The sequence below is a fragment of the Salinicola endophyticus genome (assembly GCF_003206575.1).
Lineage (GTDB): Bacteria > Pseudomonadota > Gammaproteobacteria > Pseudomonadales > Halomonadaceae > Salinicola > Salinicola endophyticus.
In genome coordinates this window covers 527339-548347 of sequence record NZ_PZJO01000004.1, presented here as the reverse complement: position 1 = coordinate 548347, position 21009 = coordinate 527339, and the positions used below count along the sequence as shown (strand labels likewise).

Annotated in this window: 25 protein-coding genes; 9 read left to right on the top strand and 16 right to left on the bottom strand. The window is 66.4% G+C overall.

From position 1 onward, the window contains the following. Window positions 1-65 precede the first annotated feature (65 nt). Window positions 66-923 (bottom strand): 16S rRNA (cytidine(1402)-2'-O)-methyltransferase, encoded by an 858-nt coding sequence (rsmI, locus tag DOM66_RS11800; protein ID WP_110676277.1) that lies wholly within the window; start codon window positions 921-923, stop codon window positions 66-68. A 287-nt stretch (window positions 924-1210) separates the two neighbouring features. Between rsmI and DOM66_RS11795 the strand changes: the two genes are divergently transcribed. From DOM66_RS11795 to DOM66_RS11780, 4 genes are read left to right on the top strand one after another with little or no spacing between them, the layout of a single operon-like run. Then, a complete protein-coding gene (locus DOM66_RS11795) occupies window positions 1211-3124 on the top strand; it encodes a penicillin-binding protein activator (RefSeq protein ID WP_110690216.1) in 1914 nt (637 codons plus the stop codon). Continuing rightward, complete coding sequence (locus DOM66_RS11790; RefSeq protein ID WP_110676281.1) at window positions 3108-3476, top strand: YraN family protein; 369 nt, start codon at window positions 3108-3110, stop codon at window positions 3474-3476. Before DOM66_RS11795 ends, DOM66_RS11790 begins: the two co-directional genes overlap by 17 nt. Window positions 3477-3494: 18 nt before the next feature. Beyond that, window positions 3495-4088, top strand: coding sequence for a phosphoheptose isomerase (locus DOM66_RS11785; RefSeq protein WP_035473784.1), 594 nt, complete (start codon window positions 3495-3497; stop codon window positions 4086-4088). A gap of 5 nt (window positions 4089-4093) precedes the next feature. Then, on the top strand, window positions 4094-4648 hold the full coding sequence (locus DOM66_RS11780; protein WP_110690214.1) for a BON domain-containing protein: 555 nt from the start codon (window positions 4094-4096) through the stop codon (window positions 4646-4648). A 135-nt stretch (window positions 4649-4783) separates the two neighbouring features. On the opposite strand, the gene DOM66_RS11775 is transcribed toward DOM66_RS11780, so the two are convergent. The 5 genes from DOM66_RS11775 to zapE form a co-directional block, all read right to left on the bottom strand. After that, window positions 4784-5254: a ClpXP protease specificity-enhancing factor gene (locus DOM66_RS11775; protein ID WP_110690212.1), complete on the bottom strand. Its 471-nt coding sequence runs from the start codon at window positions 5252-5254 to the stop codon at window positions 4784-4786. A gap of 38 nt (window positions 5255-5292) precedes the next feature. Continuing rightward, a complete protein-coding gene (gene sspA, locus DOM66_RS11770; protein ID WP_110676286.1) occupies window positions 5293-5919 on the bottom strand; it encodes a stringent starvation protein SspA in 627 nt (208 codons plus the stop codon). A 168-nt stretch (window positions 5920-6087) separates the two neighbouring features. After that, window positions 6088-6477, bottom strand: a complete 390-nt coding sequence (rpsI, locus tag DOM66_RS11765) for a 30S ribosomal protein S9 (RefSeq protein ID WP_035473793.1) — start codon at window positions 6475-6477, stop codon at window positions 6088-6090. Window positions 6478-6489: 12 nt separating this feature from the next. Continuing rightward, complete coding sequence (gene rplM, locus DOM66_RS11760) at window positions 6490-6918, bottom strand: 50S ribosomal protein L13 (RefSeq protein ID WP_035473795.1); 429 nt, start codon at window positions 6916-6918, stop codon at window positions 6490-6492. Window positions 6919-7104: 186 nt separating this feature from the next. Further along, entirely contained in the window at window positions 7105-8289 is a 1185-nt protein-coding gene (gene zapE, locus DOM66_RS11755; RefSeq protein WP_110690210.1) for a cell division protein ZapE, read from the bottom strand. A 192-nt stretch (window positions 8290-8481) separates the two neighbouring features. On the opposite strand from zapE, the gene DOM66_RS11750 reads away from it, so the two are divergent. Then, entirely contained in the window at window positions 8482-8931 is a 450-nt protein-coding gene (locus DOM66_RS11750) for a YhcB family protein (RefSeq protein WP_157958855.1), read from the top strand. Window positions 8932-9032: 101 nt separating this feature from the next. Here the strand turns inward: DOM66_RS11750 and DOM66_RS11745 are convergent, their stop codons facing one another. Next, the gene (locus DOM66_RS11745; RefSeq protein ID WP_110690207.1) at window positions 9033-9806 is read right to left on the bottom strand and encodes a Nif3-like dinuclear metal center hexameric protein; all 774 of its coding nucleotides are present in this window, start codon (window positions 9804-9806) and stop codon (window positions 9033-9035) included. 207 nt (window positions 9807-10013) lie between these two features. Here DOM66_RS11745 and DOM66_RS11740 point away from each other — a divergent pair, with 207 nt between their 5' ends. Further along, window positions 10014-11378, top strand: coding sequence for a Do family serine endopeptidase (locus DOM66_RS11740; RefSeq protein ID WP_110690206.1), 1365 nt, complete (start codon window positions 10014-10016; stop codon window positions 11376-11378). 139 nt (window positions 11379-11517) lie between these two features. On the opposite strand, the gene hisD is transcribed toward DOM66_RS11740, so the two are convergent. The 9 genes from hisD to DOM66_RS11695 all read right to left on the bottom strand — a co-directional run bounded on the left by hisD (window position 11518) and on the right by DOM66_RS11695 (window position 18582). Beyond that, window positions 11518-12828, bottom strand: a complete 1311-nt coding sequence (hisD, locus tag DOM66_RS11735; protein WP_110676297.1) for a histidinol dehydrogenase — start codon at window positions 12826-12828, stop codon at window positions 11518-11520. A 67-nt stretch (window positions 12829-12895) separates the two neighbouring features. Continuing rightward, window positions 12896-13543, bottom strand: coding sequence for an ATP phosphoribosyltransferase (gene hisG, locus DOM66_RS11730; RefSeq protein ID WP_110676299.1), 648 nt, complete (start codon window positions 13541-13543; stop codon window positions 12896-12898). Window positions 13544-13560: 17 nt separating this feature from the next. Then, window positions 13561-14823 (bottom strand): UDP-N-acetylglucosamine 1-carboxyvinyltransferase, encoded by a 1263-nt coding sequence (gene murA, locus DOM66_RS11725; RefSeq protein ID WP_110676301.1) that lies wholly within the window; start codon window positions 14821-14823, stop codon window positions 13561-13563. Window positions 14824-14906: 83 nt separating this feature from the next. Beyond that, window positions 14907-15161 (bottom strand): BolA family protein, encoded by a 255-nt coding sequence (locus DOM66_RS11720; protein WP_110676303.1) that lies wholly within the window; start codon window positions 15159-15161, stop codon window positions 14907-14909. A gap of 323 nt (window positions 15162-15484) precedes the next feature. After that, window positions 15485-15850 carry an STAS domain-containing protein gene (locus DOM66_RS11715; protein ID WP_110676305.1) on the bottom strand — a complete coding sequence of 122 codons (366 nt, stop codon included), beginning with the start codon at window positions 15848-15850 and terminating at the stop codon, window positions 15485-15487. Then, window positions 15847-16509, bottom strand: a complete 663-nt coding sequence (locus DOM66_RS11710) for an MlaC/ttg2D family ABC transporter substrate-binding protein (RefSeq protein ID WP_110676307.1) — start codon at window positions 16507-16509, stop codon at window positions 15847-15849. Before DOM66_RS11710 ends, DOM66_RS11715 begins: the two co-directional genes overlap by 4 nt. A gap of 20 nt (window positions 16510-16529) precedes the next feature. After that, window positions 16530-16991 carry an outer membrane lipid asymmetry maintenance protein MlaD gene (mlaD, locus tag DOM66_RS11705; RefSeq protein ID WP_110676309.1) on the bottom strand — a complete coding sequence of 154 codons (462 nt, stop codon included), beginning with the start codon at window positions 16989-16991 and terminating at the stop codon, window positions 16530-16532. Next, window positions 16988-17770: a lipid asymmetry maintenance ABC transporter permease subunit MlaE gene (gene mlaE, locus DOM66_RS11700; protein ID WP_110676311.1), complete on the bottom strand. Its 783-nt coding sequence runs from the start codon at window positions 17768-17770 to the stop codon at window positions 16988-16990. Before mlaE ends, mlaD begins: the two co-directional genes overlap by 4 nt. Next, window positions 17767-18582: an ABC transporter ATP-binding protein gene (locus DOM66_RS11695; RefSeq protein ID WP_110676313.1), complete on the bottom strand. Its 816-nt coding sequence runs from the start codon at window positions 18580-18582 to the stop codon at window positions 17767-17769. Before DOM66_RS11695 ends, mlaE begins: the two co-directional genes overlap by 4 nt. 264 nt (window positions 18583-18846) lie before the next feature. Here DOM66_RS11695 and DOM66_RS11690 point away from each other — a divergent pair, with 264 nt between their 5' ends. From DOM66_RS11690 to lptA, 3 genes are read left to right on the top strand one after another with little or no spacing between them, the layout of a single operon-like run. Further along, window positions 18847-19824, top strand: coding sequence for a KpsF/GutQ family sugar-phosphate isomerase (locus DOM66_RS11690; RefSeq protein ID WP_110676315.1), 978 nt, complete (start codon window positions 18847-18849; stop codon window positions 19822-19824). 37 nt (window positions 19825-19861) lie between these two features. Continuing rightward, window positions 19862-20458, top strand: coding sequence for an LPS export ABC transporter periplasmic protein LptC (gene lptC, locus DOM66_RS11685; RefSeq protein ID WP_245392419.1), 597 nt, complete (start codon window positions 19862-19864; stop codon window positions 20456-20458). Then, the gene (gene lptA / locus DOM66_RS11680) at window positions 20455-20985 is read left to right on the top strand and encodes a lipopolysaccharide transport periplasmic protein LptA (protein WP_110676319.1); all 531 of its coding nucleotides are present in this window, start codon (window positions 20455-20457) and stop codon (window positions 20983-20985) included. Before lptC ends, lptA begins: the two co-directional genes overlap by 4 nt. Window positions 20986-21009 lie beyond the last annotated feature (24 nt).

Genomic DNA, 21009 nt, shown 5'->3' with positions numbered 1-21009 from the left:
CTGGGCTGCAGCCATCGACGCGCGGCGCCCCACCTGTCGCCGAACGGCGACGCGCCAGGCGTGTCTCATGGCGCCTCGGACTGCTGCGTCAGGGCCAACTGATACCACTGTTTGCGGCGCCCGCCGAGCAGCCGTGTCGCCACCGCCGCGGCACTCTTGACGCCCACCCCCTCGGCCAGCATCGCGGCGATCAGCGCTTCGCCCTCGGCGGCATCCGCGGCGAGCTCGGCCGCCGCGGCACCGGCCACCATGACCACGAACTCGCCGCGGGTCTGGTCCGGATCTTCCGCCATGCGCGCCAGCAGCTCGCCGGGCGTGCCCTCGAGCAGCGTCTCGAAGGTCTTGGTCAGCTCCCGTGCCAGCACCACCCGGCGCGCCCCCAGCGTCGCTTCCAGGTCGGCGAGCAGATCGCGAATCCGGTGCGGCGACTCATAGAAGACACGCGTCTCGGTACGCTCGGCGTCCGCTTCCAGCTGGCGTCGGCGCGCCGTCGACTTGGCCGGCAGAAAGCCTTCGAAGAGAAAGCGATCGGTCGGCAGCCCGGCCACGCTGAGCGCCGCCACCAGTGCGCAGGCGCCGGGCACCGGCACCACCCGGAAACCGCTGCGGCGCAGCTCGCGCACCAGCACGAATCCCGGGTCGGAGATCAGCGGCGTGCCGGCATCGCTGACCAGCGCCAGCTGCTCACCCGCCGCCAGCCGCTCGCGCAGCCACTCGGCGCGGGCGGCCTCGTTGTGCTCGTGGAGAGAGACCAGCGGCCGCTCGATCCCCAGGTGACGCAGCAGGCGCTGGGTATGCCGGGTATCCTCGGCGGCGATCCGGTCGACCTCACTCAGCACCCGCGCGGCGCGGGCACTCAGGTCCTCGAGATTCCCAATCGGCGTAGCGACCACGTACAATACGCCTTCATTTGTCTCGCTCATTCGGTAACATCCGGGTTGCGGTGCATGGGGAAGATCCTGTACCAGGCGTCTCGCGCACGATCCGCTCGTCGCTCGTCGCTCGGGTCGACGCAGTCTCGCGTTGTCGCCGCGTAGCGCCTCGCCCTCGCCAAGGGCGCTCGGCAGCGAGAGTTCAGGGAGTCGTTTCGACGGCCGCCGCCGCTGGCCGGCAGTCGCCAGCGGAACGAGGGAACCGAGGCCGGCCACCGTCACTGCCACTGGGGCGCGACAGCGCACGGCCTCTCAAATACGGAAAAGGGACAGACATTATGCGTTACGCCCTGCGGCGACTTCTCCTGCCGGCGATGGCAGCCTTGATCCTGGCCGGCTGCGCCGGAACCGGCATGATGCCGGGCAGCAGCGGCCCCGACGCCCAGACGCTGCTCGACCAGGCCCGCAGCCAGAGCGGCCAGCAGGCTGCGGCCACGCGCCTGCAGGCGGCGGAGATTCTAGCACGCCAGGGGGATACCCGGCAGGCGCTGCAGATCGCGGGACAGATCGACGGCGCCCAGCTCGCTCCCGACCTGCGCGTGCGCTGGGCGCTGGTGATGTCGGATGCCGGCCTCGCCGAGAAGGATGGCTGGAGCGTGGTCCGCGCCACCGACATCCTCGACAGCGGCATTGCCATCCCCACTGCCGACGCCCAGACGCTGCGCTATCGCCGCGGCATCGCACTGGACATGATCGGCGAGCCGGAGGCCGCCGCCGATCTGCTCATTGGCCTGCAGCGCGACAACGCCCCCTATGAGCTCAACGACGAGATCTGGAAGCCGCTGTCACGCCTGAGCCCCGCCGGCCTCGACACCCTCGCCGCCAGCAGCAACGACTCCCTCACCCAGGGCTGGGTCGCCCTGGCGCGCCTCTACCGCAGCGCCAGCGGCGACGTCGCGGGCCTGTTCGACCGCCTCGACCAGTGGCGCAGCCGCTATCCTGACCACCCGGCCAATCGCCGCCTGCCGCAGGAGCTCAGCGCCCTGCATCAGGTCGAGGGGCGTCAGATCGACCGCGTCGCCGTGCTGCTGCCCGAGAGCGGCCCGCTGGCCAATGTCGCCAAAGCGATCCGCCAAGGCATGGAAGCGCGCCTGGACGACGCCCGCGCCCAGGGCGAGAAGGTGCCAGCGCTCACCTTCATCGACTCGAGCCAGCAGGACATCGATGCCCTCTACGCCCAGGCCACCCTCGGCGGCGCCCAGGCGGTCATCGGCCCGTTGAGCAAGGACAAGGTCAATCAACTGGAGACCCGCGCCAGCGTGCCCCTGCCGACACTGGCCCTGAACTACGGCGAGCACGCGCGCAACCAGGCCGCCGAGCTGTTCCAGTACGGCCTCTCCGCCGAGGACGAAGCGCGCCAGGTGGCCCAACGGGCCTATCTCGACGGTCACCGCCACGCCGGCATTCTGGTCCCCGACAACGAGTGGGGCTCACGGGTACTGGCGGCGTTCCGCGACCGCTGGCAGCAAGACGGCGGCCAGCTCGCCTCGGTGGTCAGTTACGATCCCTCGGGTTCGGTCACCAAGGCGGTCAGCCGGATGCTCAAAGGCGGCTCATCGAAACCGGACATGCTGTTCCTGCTCGCACTGCCCAGCTACGCCCGCCAGGTTCCGCCGACCCTCGACTTCTACTACGCCGGCAAGCTGCCGGTCTACGCCACCTCGCAGATCTACGAGGGCACGCCGCAGCCGCGCGCCGACCATGATCTCAACGACGTCCAGTTCGTCGACCTGCCGTGGATGATTCCGGACGCCGCCGCCGGCGGGGTCGACGCCCTGCCCTACGCCACCACCTACCGCCAGCTGGCGACCCAGGACGACCCCGGTCTACTCAAGCTCAACGCCATGGGTGTGGACGCCCTGGAGCTGGCGCGCCGCCTGCCGCTGCTGCAGGCGCTACCCAGCACCCAGGTGTACGGCGCCACCGGTAACCTGCAGGCGCGCGAAGACGGGCGCATCCAGCGCACCCTGCCCTGGGCCGTGTTCCAGGCCGGCGTGCCCCAGCCGCTGCTTGCCTCTCCGGGGGCGACGCTGGGCGACGGCAGCAACGCCGGCACCCAGCAGCAGACGTCGAGCGGCAGCAACAGCGGCACCCCGAACGCCAGTGCCACGACCGGTAATGGTACGGATGGCGTGCCGGGGGATCCGCTCGGCCCGGCAACGAATGGCAACGGCGATGCCGGCGGGAACTGACGCCCGCGCTCGTGGGCTGGCGGTGGAACAGGCCGCCGCCCGCTGGCTGGCCAACCACGGCCTCACGCTGGTGGCCAGCAACCAGCACGCCAAGGGCGGCGAGATCGACCTGGTGATGCGCGACGGCGACACCCTGGTGTTCGTCGAGGTGCGCCATCGCCGGCGCTCCGACTACGGCGACCCGATGGAGACGATCACCGCCGCCAAGCAGCGCCGCCTCGTCCGCGCGGCGCGTTTTTATCTCCAGGCACAGCGGCTATCATGTCCGTGCCGCTTCGACGTCGTCGGCGTCACCGGCAGCCAGCCCGATCTCGAATTCGACTGGATTCGTGCCGCATTCGACGCATATTAACCGTCCAATAGGCGATCCATGGACTTTCAAGCACGCATACTCGATCACTTCAACGCCAGCATCGACACCAAGACCTACGCCAGCGAGGTGCTTCCGCCCTTCATCGAGGTCGCCAGCCAGATGATGGTCCAGTGCCTGGTCAGCGAGGGCAAGATCCTGGCCTGTGGCAACGGCGGCAGCGCCGGCGACAGCCAGCACTTCTCCTCGGAGCTGCTCAACCGCTTCGAGCGCGAGCGCCCCAGCCTGCCGGCCCTGGCCCTGACCACCGACACCTCGACGCTGACCTCGATCGCCAACGACTACAGCTATAACGACGTCTTCTCCAAGCAGATCCGCGCCCTCGGTCAGCCGGGCGACATCCTGCTCGCCATCTCCACCAGCGGCAACTCGGCCAACGTGGTACAGGCGATCCAGGCAGCGCATGACCGCGAGATGAGCGTGGTCGCGCTGACCGGCCGCGATGGCGGTGATATGGCCTCGCTGCTGGGCCAGGAAGATTGCGAGATCCGCGTGCCGGCGACCTCTACCGCACGCATCCAGGAGGTCCACCTGCTGGTCATCCACTGCCTGTGCGACTTGATCGATCAACAACTTTTCGGTAGCAACGAGTGAACCCCATGAAGAAGACACTGATTCTCTCCGCATGCGTGATCGCCCTGCTCACCCTGGGCGGCTGTGCCAGCCAGAACACCCAGGAGAACTACGCCGAGCGCACACCGGGGGCGAAGGTCGAGGACAGCACCATCCAGAGCAAGATCTACAGTGATCTGCAGGCGGCCGATGCGCGCTTCGGCGATGCCCACATCAACATCGACAGCTACAACAGCAATGTGCTGCTGACCGGCCAGGTGCCGAGCCAGGAGCTCAAGCAGAAAGCCGGCGAGATCGCTCAGCAGGTGCGCAGCGTGCGCCAGGTCCACAACGAGCTGATGGTCTCGGCCAACACCCCGCTCAGCCAGCGCATGAATGACACCTGGATCACCGGACGCATCAAGGCCAACCTGGTCGCCAACGAGGATATCGATGCCAACCTGATCCGCGTGATCACCGAGAATGGCACGGTCTACCTGATGGGCCTGGTGACCCAGAAACAGGCCGGTGAAGTGGTCAACGCCGCCTCGGGTGTCGGCGGCGTGCAGCGTATCGTCAAGGTCTTCGAATACCTCAACTAGGATTGGTAGAAAGGCCGTCAGCGCTGGCTCGAGCCAGCGCGACTTTGACGAGATTAGGCAAGGCATGAAAAAACCGCCGCCGANNTCGGCGGCGGTTTTTGATTTCTGCGCAATGGCAGGCGTGGCGTCAGCCGACTACTTGACGATACGCAGCGACGGCTTGCCCTTCTCGGGACGCGGCCCGTCGTCGGCGTCAGACGCCTCGGCACTGGCCGAGGCATCGTCGACGCTCTCGAGCGACGGACGGCCATCGTCTTCCAGCTCCGCTTCTTCCTCGGCGGCGAACTCGGGCATTACAGGCTCCTGCCCGAACACCATGCCGACGCCATTCTCACGCGCATAGATGGCGATCAGGGCATCGGTCGGCACCACCACCTGCATCGGCTGGCCGCTGAAGCGGGCACCGAAGGTCAGCGCGGCATTGTCGATCTGCAGGTCGCGCACCGCAGCCGGGGCGATATTGAGCACGATCTGGCCGTTCTGCACGAACTGCTGAGGCACGCGCACGCCCGGCCTGCCGGCGTCGACCACGATGTAAGGCGTCTGATCGTTGTCGAGCAGCCATTCGTACAGGGCTCGCGCCAGATAGGGACGACTGGTCAGCATGTCACCTCCTTCTCGAGCGGCTTGACCGGCGAGCGGTCTCAGCTGCGCATTTCACGTTCGGACTCGGACAGCGACGCCTTGAAGGCATCGCGCGCGAACACGCGCTCCATGTAGCTCATCAGCGGCTTGACCTGCTTCTCCGGCAGCTCCACGCCCAGCGTCGGCAGACGCCACAGAATCGGCGCGATGCAGCAGTCGACCAGAGTGAACTCTTCGCTCATGAAGTAGGGCATGTCCTCGAAGATCGGCGAGATGCCCGCCAGGCTCTCACGCAGCTCCTTGCGCGCTTTCTCGGCGTCCTTCTTGGAACCCTGCTGGATCTGCTCGACCAGCGGGCACCACTCGCGTTCGATGCGATGCATCCACAGGCGGCTCTGCGCGCGCGCCACCGGATAGACCGGCAGCAGCGGCGGATGCGGGAAGCGCTCGTCGAGATACTCCATCATCACCTTGGACTCGTAGAGCACCAGGTCACGATCGAGCAGCGTGGGCACGCTGTTGTAGGGGTTGAGATCGGCGAGCTCGGCGTTGTGCTCGTCGGCCGAGACATCCAGGATATCGACGGCAACCCCCTTTTCGGCCAGCACGATTCTCACGCGATGACTGAAGTGATCATCGCTGCCGGAGTAGAAAGTCATCGACGATCGCTTGGCCACTACACCCATGAAACATTCCTCGCATTGATTCAGCTGTCAATGATAACACGGCGGGCAACCCGCCAGGGGCTCGCTGACCGCACGGCCAGCGCACCGGCATCGCCAGCAAAGGTACCAACAGCAAAACGCCCGACCATGGTGAGCCGGGCGTCGAGCGCGCGTGGGATCCGGGACGGATCAGCGCTTGGAGAACTGCGGACGACGGCGGGCTTTACGCAGACCGACTTTCTTACGCTCGACTTCGCGCGCGTCGCGGGTCACGTAGCCAGCCGCACGCAGCGGCTTGCGCAGCTCTTCGTTGTAGTCCATCAGCGCACGGGTGATGCCGTGACGAATGGCGCCGGCCTGGGCCGAACCGCCGCCACCCTGGACGGTGATGTAGACGTCGAACTGGCCGGTGGTCTCGGTCAGCTCGAGCGGCTGACGCACGACCATCTGCGCGGTGACGCGGCCGAAGTATTCGCCCAGCTCACGGCTGTTGACGGTGATCTTGCCGGTGCCCGGCTTGAGGAACACACGAGCGGTGGAGGTCTTGCGACGCCCGGTGCCGTAGTACTGTTGTGCCATTGCGGTCTACCCTCAGATGTTCAGTTCTTGCGGCTGCTGCGCGGCGTGCGGATGTTCGGTACCAGCGTACACCTTGAGCTTGGCGTACATGGCACGACCCAGCGGGCCCTTGGGCAGCATGCCCTTGACGGCGCTCTCGATCACACGCTCAGGAGCGTGGTCGATCAGCTTCTCGAACGACATGGAGCGCAGGCCGCCCGGGTAACCGGTATGACGGTAGTAATTCTTGGCTTGCGCCTTGTTGCCGGTGACGTGCACCTTCTCGGCGTTGACCACGACGATGTAATCGCCGGTGTCGACGTGCGGGGTGTATTCCGGCTTGTGTTTGCCACGCAGGCGACGGGCGATCTCCGTCGCCAGACGACCGAGCGTCTTGCCCGATGCATCGACGACATACCAGTCGCGCTGCACGGTTTGCGGCTTGGCACTGAACGTCTTCATGAGTGTTTCACCAAATAAGCGTATTTGGGTCTCGAAGCCAGGCTTCTCGACCATCCCTATTTTTCTTGGGTTGCCTCTCCCGACAGGAGCGACAACGGAGCGAAGAGCGCGTATTGTACACGAGCCCCTTGAGCGGCGAAAGAGGGATACGAGCCTGTCTCGCGCCGCCCCGTCATGCCCTGCCCTTCAAGGTTTGTGAGCCAGCGCCAGATAGTCCCGCGACTGCATCTCCTGCAGCCGCGACAGCGTCCGCTCGAACTCGAAGCTGAGGTTGCCACCGGTGTAGAGCGACTCCACCTCGGTCTCCGCCGAGAGCAGCAGCTTCACCGCGCGGTCGTAGAACTCGTCGACCATGCTGATGAAGCGACGTGCCTGGTCGTCGCTGCCCGCCCCCATGCGCGGCACCTTGGAGACCAGCACCGTGTGGTACTCCCGCGACAGTTCGATGTAGTCGTTCTGGCTACGCGGCCCGTCGCAGATCGCCTTGAAGTCGAACCACACCACCCCCTCGCACAGCCGGCGCGCGCTCAACTCGCGATGGTTGATGGTGAGCTTGGCATTCTCGCGCCCTTCGCTACCGGCAACCGACCGGAAACTCCTGGCCAGCGAGCGCTCGGCCTCGTCGTCCAGCGGCGAGTGAAAGATCTCCACCTGCTCCAGCGCGCGCAGGCGGTAGTCGACCCCGGAGTCGACATTGACCACCTCGCAATTGCGCTTGAGCAGATCGATCGCCGGCAGGAAGCGCGAACGCTGCAGGCCATCCTTGTAGAGGTCGTCGGGCACGATATTGGAGGTCGCCACCAGTACCACGCCCTGGGCGAACAGCGCCTCCATCAGATTGCCCAGGATCATGGCGTCGGTGATGTCCTTGACGTAGAACTCGTCGAAGCAGATCACCCGCGCCTCGCGCGCGAACTGCGCGGCGATCTGGGTCAGCGGGTTCTTCTCGCCCTTGTGGGCGTCGAGCTCACGGTGGACGCGCTGCATGAAGCGGTTGAAATGGGTGCGCATCTTGCGCTCGAACGGCAGCGACTCGAAGAAGACGTCGACCAGATAGGTCTTGCCGCGTCCCACACCGCCCCAGAAGTAGAGTCCCATGACCGCCGGCTTGGCCGGCGCCTCGGGCGCGGCCGCCTTGCGCTTGCCGAACAGCCCGGCGACCTTGGAGAGCGCCGAATCGCCGCCGGCACCGGTGGTAGAGGGCTTGGGAGCCGGCGCCCGCAGCAGGTCGTCGTAGAGGCGCTGCAGGTGCTTGACGGCATTCTCCTGCGCCGCGTCGTAGCTGAAGTCGTCGCGCTCGAGATCGGCGCGGTAACGCGCGATCGGCGTCTGGGCATTGGCAGCGGACGTCGCGGAGCGGGGAGCAGTCATGGCGGATCGATGGCCTCATGCAGGAACGGATGGCGGGGGATTATAGCGCTCGACGAAAGTCTTGACAGCGTCATCCCCACACGCGAGGTTTGACCCGATCACCGAACCGATCGATATAATGGGTTTGCAACGATCTCAAGCATGGTCGTGCCGGTCACGCCGAGGCCGGGCACGACGCCAAAGGAGCGCATAGTGAACGAAAGCAATATCGATTGGATCCTGGCCATCGCCTGCTTCCTCGCGGGCATCGGTATCGGCGCCCTTTGCTACCATCTGCTCAACGCCAACGTGGCGCGCAATCAGAAGGTGCGTCAGCGTCTGGCCGAAACCGAGCTCGAGCTCAATCAGGTTCGCGACTCGCTCAACGACCACTTCGCCAAGGTCGCCGATCTCGCCTCCAGCATCCAGCGCCAGAGCCAGGAGCTCGAAAGCCATCTGGTAAACGGTGCCGATCGCCTGGTCGATGACCTGCAGCTCAAGCGCCGGCTGCATGGCCAGGGCGAGGAAGAGGACGCCAATGTCGACGTCCCCCAGGTCCCGCGGGACTACGCCGATGGCAACCGCGGCACTCTGGCCGAGGACTACGGCGTGCGCAAGAAGCGCGACGAGGAGGAGAACGTCAGCCAACCACCGCGCTACTGAGTCCACACCCGTTTCACTGCCGCCGGCGCCTCGCCCGGCGGCAGCCCCCACTACTCCCCCTGCATGCTCTCTCACCGCCTCGCCCTCTGCGCTGATCGCGCTCAAGCGGGGTTATCGATATCCACGAAACGGTGCTCGATATCGAAACGTGCCGCCAGCCACTCGCCCAGCGCCTCGACCCCATCGCGTTCGGTGGCGTGATGCCCCGCCGCCAGATAGGTGACCCCCAGCTCTCGCGCCAGATGGGTGGTGCGCTCGGAAATCTCGCCGGAGATGAACGCCTGCGCGCCCGCCTCGGCGGCCAGCGGCAGCATGTCCTGGGCGCCACCGGTACACCAGGCGATACGCTCGAGCGGCCCCTGGTGCCCCTCGACCAGCAGCGGCCGCCGCCCCAGCGCCGACTCGACTCGCGCGGCGAGCGCGTGGCTGTCCAGCGCGGCCCCGTCGAGCCCAGTATCGGGGGCGCCATACCACAGAAGCCCCTGCCCCAGCTCGCCATCCAGGCAGCGTTCGGCCACCAGCCCCAGCCGGCGGCCGAGGCAGGCGTTGTTGCCGAGCTCCGGATGGGCATCCAGGGGCAGATGGTAGGCCAGCAGATTGATGTCATGGCCGAGTAACGTCGCGAAGCGGCGGCGCTTCATGCCGGTCACCGCTACCGGCTCGTTCTTCCAGAAATAGCCGTGGTGCACCAGCACTGCATCGGCCTCCCACGCCACCGCCGCGTCGAGCAGCGCCTGACATGCCGTCACCCCGGTCATCACCCGGGTGATGCGTTCGCGCCCCTCGACCTGCAAGCCGTTGACGGTGTAGTCCTTGAACGCCTGGGGGCGGAGTTCGGCGTCGATCGCCGCCTGAAGGGCTGCTCGTGAAATCATGCTCTCTCCCGCGCAAAGTCATCGATGAATGTTACACTCGCACTCGAGGTCGACGCCGTCGAGCCCCTGTGCCCGCCCGCGGCATCACAGGCGCCGCCAGGGCATTCGGCGCCGGGCCGCAGCGCGCGGCTCGCGACCGCCATACACCCCGGACAGACACCCCGGTGGCGGCCTCCCGTGGCCGCTATCAGCCCAAGGACCCCGCGCATGCGCCGTCACTTTGCCGCGCTATTCTGGCCCACCGTCTGCGGCATCCTGCTCGCCATCGTGCTGCTCTACGCCTTCCCGTCGCTGCTCGGCGGCGGCGGGGAACGCGCCACCCCCAGCCAGGCCACCAATGCCAACCACACCACCACCGCCCACCTCTCCGGCGGCGGTGAACGCGCGGCCCCCAGCGTCGAGGAAGCTCCGCCGCTGGTGCGCGGCAACCCCACGGTGAGCTACGCGGAAGCGGTCAACCAGGCTGCCCCGGCCGTGGTCAACGTCTACTCCTCGAAGATCGTCGATACCCGCCAGCACCCGTTGATGTCCGACCCCTTCTTCCGCCAGTTCTACGGCAAGAATCTGCCGCAGCGTCAGCGCATGCTGTCGAGTCTCGGCTCCGGCGTCATCGTCAGCAAGGATGGCTACATCCTCACCAACAACCATGTGATCAACGACGCCGACGAGATCCAGGTCGCGCTGCGCGACGGTCGCGAGGCGATCGCCAAGGTGATCGGCACCGATCCGGAAAGCGATCTCGCGGTGCTCAGGATCGACCTCAAGGACCTGCCGGTGATCAAGCTCAGCAACTCCGAAAACGTCGCCATCGGCGACGTGGCGCTGGCGATCGGCAACCCGTTCGGGGTCGGCCAGACGGTGACCATGGGGATCATCAGCGCGACCGGGCGTGACCATATCGGGCTCAACGCTTACGAGGACTTCATCCAGACCGACGCCGCGATCAACCCCGGCAACTCCGGTGGCGCCCTGGTCAATGCCAACGGCTCCCTGGTCGGCATCAATACCGCGATCTTCTCACGCTCCGGCGGCTCGCAGGGCATCGGCTTCGCCATCCCCACCAACCTGGCACGCAGCATTCTCGACGACATCGTCACCCAGGGCCGGGTGATCCGCGGCTGGCTGGGCATCGACGCCCAGCAGATGACACCCGACCTGGCCGCCTCCTTCGGACTCAAGACCCTGAGCGGTGTGATCATCGCTAACGTGGTGGCCGGCGGCCCGGGGGCCAAGGCCGGACTCGAACCGGGGGACATCCTGCTGGCGATTCGCGGCAAGCCGATTCTCGACCCGCGCGAGACCATGGTCGACATCGCCGAGATCTCCCCCGGCACCCAGCTCCCGATCACCATCCTGCGCAACGGCGAGAAGCGCGAAGTGACACTCACCGTCGGCGAGCGTCCCGAACCCACCGCCGGCGACACCAAGCGCGGTAGCGATGGCAGCAGCACGCCGGACAGCGGCACGAAGGGCTCGAGCTCGAATCGCTCGGATGCCCCCGATGCCGGCACCACGCCAAAAAGCGACACCGCGGCGCCGAACAGCAGCGGGTCGGCTTCCGAGGCAGACTGAACCATCCGCCAACGCCCACTACCCGGCCACCGGAAACGCGATTGCCGCCNNGGCGGCAATCGCGTTGGACCTTCTTTTCGCAAAAAGCGCTTTCGCAAAAAACCCTTTGCGTAAAAACCCTGGCACCGCTGGCTGTGCCTCAACGCTGCCAGCGGCTCTCCGCCGAGCGTGCGTGGGCGGTGAGCGACTCACCCCGGGCCAGCACCGAGGCGGTACGCCCCAGGCGGTCGGCACCGGCGGCCGAGCACTCGATCAGCGACGAACGCTTCTGGAAGTCGTAGACCCCCAACGGCGAGGAGAAACGCGCCGTGCCCGACGTCGGCAGCACGTGGTTGGGGCCGGCGCAGTAGTCACCCAGCGCCTCGGCGGTGTAGCGGCCCATGAAGATGGCACCGGCATGGCGCACCTGCTCGGCCATCTCGCGCGGTGCGGCTACCGACAGCTCCAGATGCTCGGGGGCGATGCGGTCGACCAGGGCCACCGCTTGCTCGGGCCCGTCGCACAGCACCAGGGCTCCGCGCCGCGACAGCGACTGACGAATGATCTCGGCGCGCTCCAGGGTCGGCAGCAGACGCTCGATGGCGGCGTGTACCGCTTCCAGGTGCTCGGCATCCCAGGTCACCAGAATGGCCTGGGCATCTTCGTCGTGCTCGGCCTGGGAGAACAGATCCAGCGCCAGCCACTCGGGATCGGTACCGCCATCGGAGACGACCAGAATCTCCGAGGGCCCGGCGATCATATCGATACCCACCTGCCCGAACACCGCACGCTTGGCGGTGGCCACGTAGATGTTGCCGGGGCCGACGATCTTGTCCACCCGCGGCACGCTCTCGGTGCCGTAGGCGAGCGCCGCAACCGCCTGGGCGCCACCGACGCAGAAGACCCGGTGCACGCCGGCCAGGTGTGCCGCCGCCAGCACCAGCTCGTTGACCACGCCATCGGGGGTCGGCACCACCATGACGATCTCCGCCACCCCGGCGACCTGGGCCGGAATCGCATTCATCAGCACCGAGGAGGGATAGGCCGCCTTGCCGCCGGGCACATAGATACCCACCCGCTCGAGCGGCGTGACCTTCTGCCCCAGCAGCGTGCCGTCGGCCTCCTCGTAGTGCCAGGAGCCGGGCTTCTGCTGCTCGTGGTAGCTGCGGATGCGCTCCGCGGCATGGCTGAGGGCGTCGCGCTGCGCGTCCGGCAGCCCGGCGTAGGCCGCAGCCAGGCGCTCGCCGGCGAGTTCGAGATCGGCGGCGCTGGAGAGGGTCAACCGGTCGAAGCGCTGGGTGTATTCGATCAGCGCGGCGTCGCCCCGCTGGCGCACCGCCGCCAGGATTTCGTCGACCCGTGCCGCCACCGAATGATCGGACACGCCCTCCCAGGCCAGCAGCGCGTCGAGGCGCGCATCGAAGTCGGCATCCCGCGTGTTCAGGCGGGCGATGGTCGGAGTTTGGCTCATCGATTCACTCTCTCGGTCATTGCCTGCACCCGGCCGTCGGCACGGACGCACGGCACATCACTCAGGATCAGGCGCTCTCGCGGCGGGCGCTGACGGCGCCACGCAGGCGTTCGATCAGCGGTTTCAGGCGCGCATGCTTCATGGTCATCGAGGCCTTGTTGACCACCAGTCGAGTACTGATCTCCTCGATCAGCTCACGCGGCTCCATGCCATTGGCACGCAGGGTATTGCCGGTGTCGACGATATCCACGATCTCGTCGGCCAGATTCATCAGCGGCGCCAGCTCCATGGCGCCGTAGAGCTTGATCACCTCGGCCTGGATGCCCTGCTCGGCATAATAGCGGCGTGCGACCTCGACGAACTTCGTCGCCACCCGGCGCCGCGCGTGCGTCGGCTGGGCGCCGACGATCCCGGCGGTCATCAGCCGGCAGCGCGAGATCTCCAGATCCAGCGGCTCGTAGAGCCCTTCGGCGCCATGCTCGAGCAGGACGTCCTTGCCCGCCACGCCGAGATCGGCCGCGCCCAGCTGTACATAGGTGGGCACATCCACCGCGCGGATCACCACCAGCTTGACGTCGGGCAGGTTGGTATCGAACAACAGCTTGCGGCTCTTGCCGAAGTCGTCCGCCGGCACCACCCCGGCATCCGCCAGCAGCGGCAGCGTCTCTTCGAGAATGCGCCCCTTGGAGAGCGCGAGAATCAGTTGATCGCTCATGGTATCTCTACACCCGGCTAGCCCGGCACGCGGCGAATCCGCGCACCCAGCAGCTGCAGTTTTTCCTCGATGCACTCGTAGCCACGGTCGATGTGATAGATCCGGTCGACCAGGGTCTCACCCTGAGCCACCATCGCTGCCACCACCAGGCTTGCCGACGCGCGCAGATCGGTTGCCATCACCGGCGCCCCGGAAAGGCGCTCGACCCCGGTCACCACCGCAGTATTGCCCTCCAGGGCAATGTGCGCGCCCATGCGATTGAGCTCCTGCACGTGCATGAAGCGGTTTTCGAAGATCGTCTCGACCACGGTGCCGGTACCCTCGGCGACCGCATTGAGCGCCACGAACTGCGCCTGCATGTCGGTCGGGAACGCCGGATAAGGCGCGGTGCGAATGTTCACCGCCCGCGGCCGACGCCCCTGCATGTCGAGCTCGATCCAGCCCTCACCGGAGGTGATCTTGCCGCCGGCCTCCTCGAGCTTGCTGAGTACCGCTTCCATGATGTCGGCGCGGGTATTGCGCACGCGCACGCGCCCGCCGGTGGCCGCCGCCGCCACCAGGAAGGTACCGGTCTCGATGCGGTCGGGCATGACATCGTAGTGGCAACCGTGGAGCCGCTCGACGCCCTCGATCACGATGGTGTCGCTGCCGTGACCGCTGATCTTGGCGCCCATCGCGATCAGGCACTCCGCGAGGTCGACCACTTCCGGTTCCCGCGCGGCGTTCTCCAGCGTGGTGGTGCCGTCGGCCAGCGTCGCCGCCATCAGCAGGTTCTCGGTCCCGGTCACGGTCACGGTGTCGAAGAAGATGGTGGCGCCCTTGAGCCGGCCGTCGACCCGGGCACGGATGTAGCCGCCCTCGACACGGATGTCGGCGCCCATCGCCTCGAGCCCGCGAATATGCAGGTCGACCGGGCGCGAGCCGATCGCACAGCCCCCCGGCAGCGACACGTCGGCGGTACCGAAGTGCGCCAGCAACGGACCCAGCACCAGGATCGAGGCGCGCATCTTCTTGACCAGCTCGTAGGGCGCGTGACTGTCGCGCACCTGGGAGCCATCGATCTGAATGCTCATCTTCTCGCCCATCACCGGCTCGATGCCCATCCGGCCGAGCAGTTCGAGGGTGGTGGTGATGTCCTGCAGGTGCGGCAGATTGCCGATGGTGACGGGCTCGTCGGCGAGCAGCGTCGCCGCCAGGATCGGCAGCGCCGAGTTCTTGGCCCCGCTGGCCCAGACTTCGCCGTCGAGCGGGCCGTTACCGGTAATGATCAGCTTGTCCATGGAGTTTCGCTATAGATCGAAAAGAAGTGGCCAGGTGACCGACCGTGACGAAAGCGTATCCGCCGCCGCGGCAGCGGACGCGATCAGAACCCCGCGTTTTCCGGCGCCTCGGCCCACTGCGCCGGGGTAAAGGTCTTGATGGTGATGGCGTGCAGCGCGCCCGAAGCGATCTCGTCGGAGAGTGCGCCATAGATCAACTGCTGGCTCTTGACCTTGTTGAGGCCGGCAAAGACCTCGCCCACGGCGACGACCTGGAAGTTGCAGCCTTCGCCCTGGATATGGAATTCACAGCCGTCGATTCGATCTTCGAGCAGACGTTTGACGTCGCTGGGTTGCATAGACTCGGCTCCCGTATGACTGCTGCGCCGGATGCGCAGGGAAAGCGCCACATGGTAGCGGAAAAAGCCCCGCCCTGGCGACGCCATAGGCAGGCAAAAACGATGCAAGCCATCAAGATGATAAACGCGAGGGCGATTTCCGCGTGGCGCAAGCGCCCCTCTTCAAGGTGCGGCAATCGCCCCGCCCTGGCGATGCCACAGGCAGGCAACAACGATGCAAGCCAGAACGACAGCAACGGCGGGGCCGCAACAGGCAGGCAAGGAAGAGAGATAGAGACGCGAGCGCCGGGGCGCCGCGTCTCCGCCTATCCCGCGAGGCGACTTCAGGGCGAGGCGGGCGCCTCGTCTTCGCGGCAGGTGGTTTCACGGGCCGGCAGCAGTGGCCCCAGCTCGGTGATATCCATCAGCCGGCGCAGCGGACGCGAGAGCGCCACCCGCTCCAGGTGCAGCGAGTGCTTCTGCACGCTACGCACCCAGACCAGCAGCACGCTGAGCACGGCACTGCTGGCGACCTCCACCGCGGTCAGATCGAACGAGACCTGGGTCTCCGCCGGCTGAGCGCCCAGCCAGTGCCGACCCGCCTGGGCCAGCGGGCCGGCACTGTCGAAGTCCGCCTCGCCGCGGATGGTCAGCACGTTACCCTCGACCACCTCCAGCGTGGCGTCCTCACGCTCGAGCAGCAGACTCACGAATCGCCACCCTTCTCGAGCTGATCGGTGTCGACCTTCGGCGCCCAGTTGTCGATCACCTTGTCGAAATCGCGATCGTTGTCACGCATCGACTGATCGAACTGGTTGCGGAAGGTCAGACCCAGGTTGATGCCGTTGACGATCACGTTGATCACCTTCCACTGGCCGTCGCTCTGGCGCAGGGTGAAGCTGACCGGATAGGTCTTGCCGGTGGTCGATACCACCTCGACCGGCACCGAGGCCTGGTCCTCATAGCGGCCGGTGTCCTCGGCGTCCTTCACCCGCAGGGTCTTGTAGTCGAAGGTGACCAGACCCTTGGCGTAGGTATCGATCAACGTCTTGCGGAACACCTTGACGAAGCGCGAACGCTGCTCCGGCGTCGCCGCCCGGAAGTAGCGCCCCATCACGCTGGCGCCGATATAGCGGAAGTCGGCGACCTGCGCCATGTTGCTATCGACCAGCTGGGCCAGTTCGTCCTCGTGCTGGGCGTAGTAGTCCTTCTTGCCCTCGAGCTCCGACATCAACGAATCGACGCTCTGACGGATCACCTCGGTGGGCGTCTGGGTCTGCGCCTGGGCGGTGGACACCACGGCACACAGCCCCAGCATCAGGGCGGCCACGAAGCCGGCAGAGCGGCGGTAAAAACGGGTTGCGTTCATCATCGACTCCTTGTCTACGATCACTTGGCCATGTTCGACACGAACTGCTGGATCAACTGCTCCAGCACCAGCGCCTGCTGGGTGTCGTGAATGACATCTCCATCGTGCAACATCTTGGGCGAACCGCCCACGGTCAGGCCGACGTACTGCTCGCCGAGCAGGCCGGCAGTAAGAATCGCCGCCGTGGTGTCGTCGGAGAACTTGCCGTCGTACTGCGCATCGATCTGCATGGTGACCTTGGCGTCGAACCACTTGGGATCGAGTTCGATATCGGTCACCTTGCCGATCCGCACGCCCGACATGCTCACTTTCGCCTGCGGGCGCAGCCCGCCGATGTTGGCGAAATTGGCCGTCAACGTGAAGGTGTTCTGGGGCACACCGAAGCTCAGGCCACTGACCCGCAGCCCGAGGAACACCAGCCCCAGGATGCCGGCCAGCATGAACAGACCGACACCCAGTTCGAGGACGCTATTGCGCTTCATCCGAGATCTCCAAACATCAAGGCGGTGAGCACGAAATCGAGGCCCAGTACCGCGAGCGAAGCGTAGACCACCGTGCGGGTGGTCGCGCGTGAAATGCCTTCCGAGGTGGGCACCAGGTCATAGCCCTGGAATACCGCAATCCAGGTCACCACCAGGCCGAACACCAGACTCTTGACCATGCCGTTGAGCACGTCGCCGACGAAGTCGACGCTGTCCTGCATGTTGCTCCAGTAGGAGCCGTCATACACGCCGAGCCAGTCGACGCCGACCAGATAGCCGCCCCAGATACCGACCACCGCGAAGATCACGGTGAGGATCGGCAGCGACACGAAACCGGCCCACAGCCGCGGCGCGACGATGCGGCGCAGCGGGTCGACCCCGATCATCTCCATGCTGGTGAGCTGCTCGGTGGCCTTCATCAGGCCGATCTCGGCGGTCAGCGCCGAGCCCGCGCGGCCGGCGAACAGCAGCGCCGCGACCACCGGTGCCAACTCACGCACCAGCGACAGCGCTACCATCTGCCCCAGCGCCTCGTCGGCGCCAAAGCCCACCAGAATGGTGTAACCCTGCAGTGCCAGCACCATGCCGATGAACAGCCCAGACACCAGCACGATGGCCACCGACATCACCCCAACGAAGTGCATCTGGCGCAGCCACAGATGGAAACCCTCGCGCGAGGGCAGGCAGAACACGGACTGCACCAGGAAGAGTCCGGCGCGCCCGATCGCCATGAGCACGTCGAGCGTGCCCCGGCCCAGTGCGGCGATACGATCGATCATGAAAACTGCCCCGCGGGTGCCAGAATATCGTCGTAGAAGTCCGGCGCCGGATAGTGGAACGGCACCGGCCCGTCGGGCTCACCATGGACGAACTGGCGGACGTGGGCGTCATCGTCGACGTCCAGCGTCTGTGGCGTGCCGTGAGACATGACCTTGCCGTCGGCGATGATATAGACGTAGTCGGCGATGGAGAGCGTCTCCTTGATGTCGTGGGAGACCACGATCGCGGTCAGCCCCAGCGCCTGATTGACCTTCTTGATCAGTTGCACCAGAACACCCATCGAGATCGGGTCCTGGCCCACGAAAGGCTCGTCGTAGAGCACCAGGTCCGGGTCCAGCGCCACCGCCCGCGCCAGCGCCACACGCCGCGCCATGCCACCGGAGAGTTCCGACGGCATCAGGTGGCGCGCACCGCGCAGCCCCACCGCCTGCAGCTTCATCAACACGATGTCGCGAATCATGGCGTTGGGCAGCTCGGTGTGCACGCGCAGCGGGAAGGCCACGTTCTCGAACACGTCCAGATCGGAGAACAGCGCGCCGCTCTGGAACAGCATGCCCATACGCCGACGCAGCTTGAACAGCGAGCGCCGCGGCAGCTCGTGCACATCCTGCCCCCCGATCAGCACCTGACCGCGGTCAGGGGTCAACTGCCCGCCGATCAGCTTGAGCAGGGTCGTCTTGCCGGTGCCACTCGGCCCCATGATGGCGGTTATCTTGCCGAGCGGAATCTGCAGATCGACGCCGCGAAACACCTCGGTGTTACCGCGGGCGAAATGCAGATCCTTGACCTCGACCATAATCGGGTCATTCATGCACCCTCCACCACTCTGGTTCGAAAGATTATCGAACATTGTATCCTAACCTGGCGGAGCGCAGCCAGCCATGAGCATGCTCATCGTCAAGCGCGATCTTGCCCCGCCGCGGCAGCGAGTGCCCAAAGTGCAGGCGATCAACGGTATACTGACTAAACCCTAGCGTGTCCGCGCCCGGACGCCACCCGATGCCCGCGCGGCAGCCGAGGCTTCGCTCCCGCCCCGGCCACTCACCGTGACACAGCAGAATCACAGAGCAGGACCATGATCCACGACGCCACCTTCGACTTCCGCGCCAGCGCCCGGCGCACCCTCACCCTCGAGCAGCAGGCCCTGAACGAGCTGATCGACAAGCTCGATGTCAGCTTCGACCACGCCTGTCGCACGCTGCTCGAGTGCCGCGGTCGGATCATCGTCACCGGTATGGGCAAGTCCGGGCATATTGCGCGAAAGATGGCGGCCACCTTTGCCAGCACCGGCTCGCCGGCCTTCTATCTGCACCCCGGCGAGGCCAGTCACGGCGATCTGGGCATGGTGACCGAGGGTGACGTGGTGATCGCCCTCTCCAACTCCGGCGAGACCCAGGAGATCACTGGCCTGATCGCACTGTTCAAGCGCCTGGGCGCACCGCTGATCAGCCTCACCGGCCGCCCCCACTCGACCCTGGCGCGCTACAGCGACGTGCATATCGATGCGGGCGTCTCGCGCGAGGCCTGCCCGCACGACCTCGCCCCCACCTCGTCGACCACCGCAGCCCTGGCGATGGGCGACGCCCTGGCTCTGGCCCTGCTCGAAGCGCGCGGCTTCAGCCCCGAGGATTTCGCCCTCTCGCACCCCGGTGGCACCCTGGGCAAGCGGCTGCTGCTGCGCGTCAGCGATCTGATGCATGGCGGCGAGCGACTGCCTTGCGTGCCCGCCGGCAGCCCCCTGCGCGTGGCCCTGCTGGAGATGACGCGCAAGGGCATGGGCTTCACCTGCGTGGTGGATGAACATCAGCGCCTGGTCGGTGTCTACACCGACGGCGACCTGCGCCGCACGCTGGACCAGCGTGGCGATTTCGACCTGCTGAAGGTCGATGACGTCATGACCCGCGGCGGCAAGACGGCAGCCCCGGACATGCTCGCCGCCGAGGCGGTGCGCATCATGGAGGACAACATGATCACCGCACTGGCGGTGGTCGAGGCGGGATGCCCGATCGGCGCCCTGCACATGCACGACCTGCTGCGCAGCGGCGTGATCTGAGATGGTCGCTGCTAACCCCGATGCCGAAGGAGATCGCGTGACAGCCACGCCACGAACTCGCTCCCCCTGGTGGCGCCGCCTCGGCCTGCTGGCCCTGCTGCTGGCCCTCGGTGGCGGGCTCGCCTATCTCGACCAGCGCAACGAGCGCGCCCCGGCACCGGCGCCCAGCGATCCCGCCGGCGAGCCGGACTATTTTCTCGAAGATGCGCGAATGACGCGCTTCGACGAGCAGGGCCGTGCCTATCAGCGCCTCGATACGCCGCGCATGGTGCACACCCCGGTCGACGACGTGATCCGGGCCGAGAAGCCCCACGGCTATCTGATCGACGACGATCAGCGTGAGTGGCAGATCACCGGCGACCAGGGCCGGCTGGCCGATAACGGCAACCTGCTCACCCTCGAGGGCAACGCACGCCTGGTGCAGCCGACCAAGGCCTGGAGCCTGGAGACCCAGACCCTCCACTACGACAACCGCAGCGCGCACGCCTGGAGTGACACCTCCTCCGTCTTGCGTCAGCATAACCAGACCATGCGTGGCGATCGCTTCGACGCCTGGATCAACCAGAACCGCATGCGTCTGACCGATAACGTGCAGGGCCGCCTGCCACAGCAATCTGAGGATCAAGGATCATGAGGCGAGAACTCGGCCAACTGCTGGTCTTGACCGCACTGGGACTCTCCAGCCTGCCCGCCCTGGCGCTGGAGAGCGACGCCTCGGCGCCGATCGAGATCGCCGCCGACCAGCTCGAACTCGACGATCGCCAAGGCACCGCCGTCTATACCGGCAAGGTCGACATGCAGCAGGGCAGCATGCAGCTCAAGGCCGCTCGAGTGGAGATCAAGCGCGGCAAGAATGGCGAAGTCAGCCTGGTGACCGCTACCGGTGGCGGTGGCGAGCGCGCCTATCTGGAGCAGAAGCCCGCCCCCGACGAAGCCCTGGTCAAGGGCTGGGGCGACAAGATCATCTACCACGCCGCCGAGCGCCGGGTCGAGCTGATCGGTCACGCCGAACTGCACCAGGCACGCGACACCTTCGATGGCGCCTATGTCGAGTACTATCTCAACTCGCGCAGGGTCAATGCGCGCTCCAGCACCAGTGGCGATGGCAGCGGCGACGGCCGCGTGCGCATGACGCTCACGCCGCGCCAGCAGACGCAGTGACGCACCCTTTCGCGAGGCAAGGAA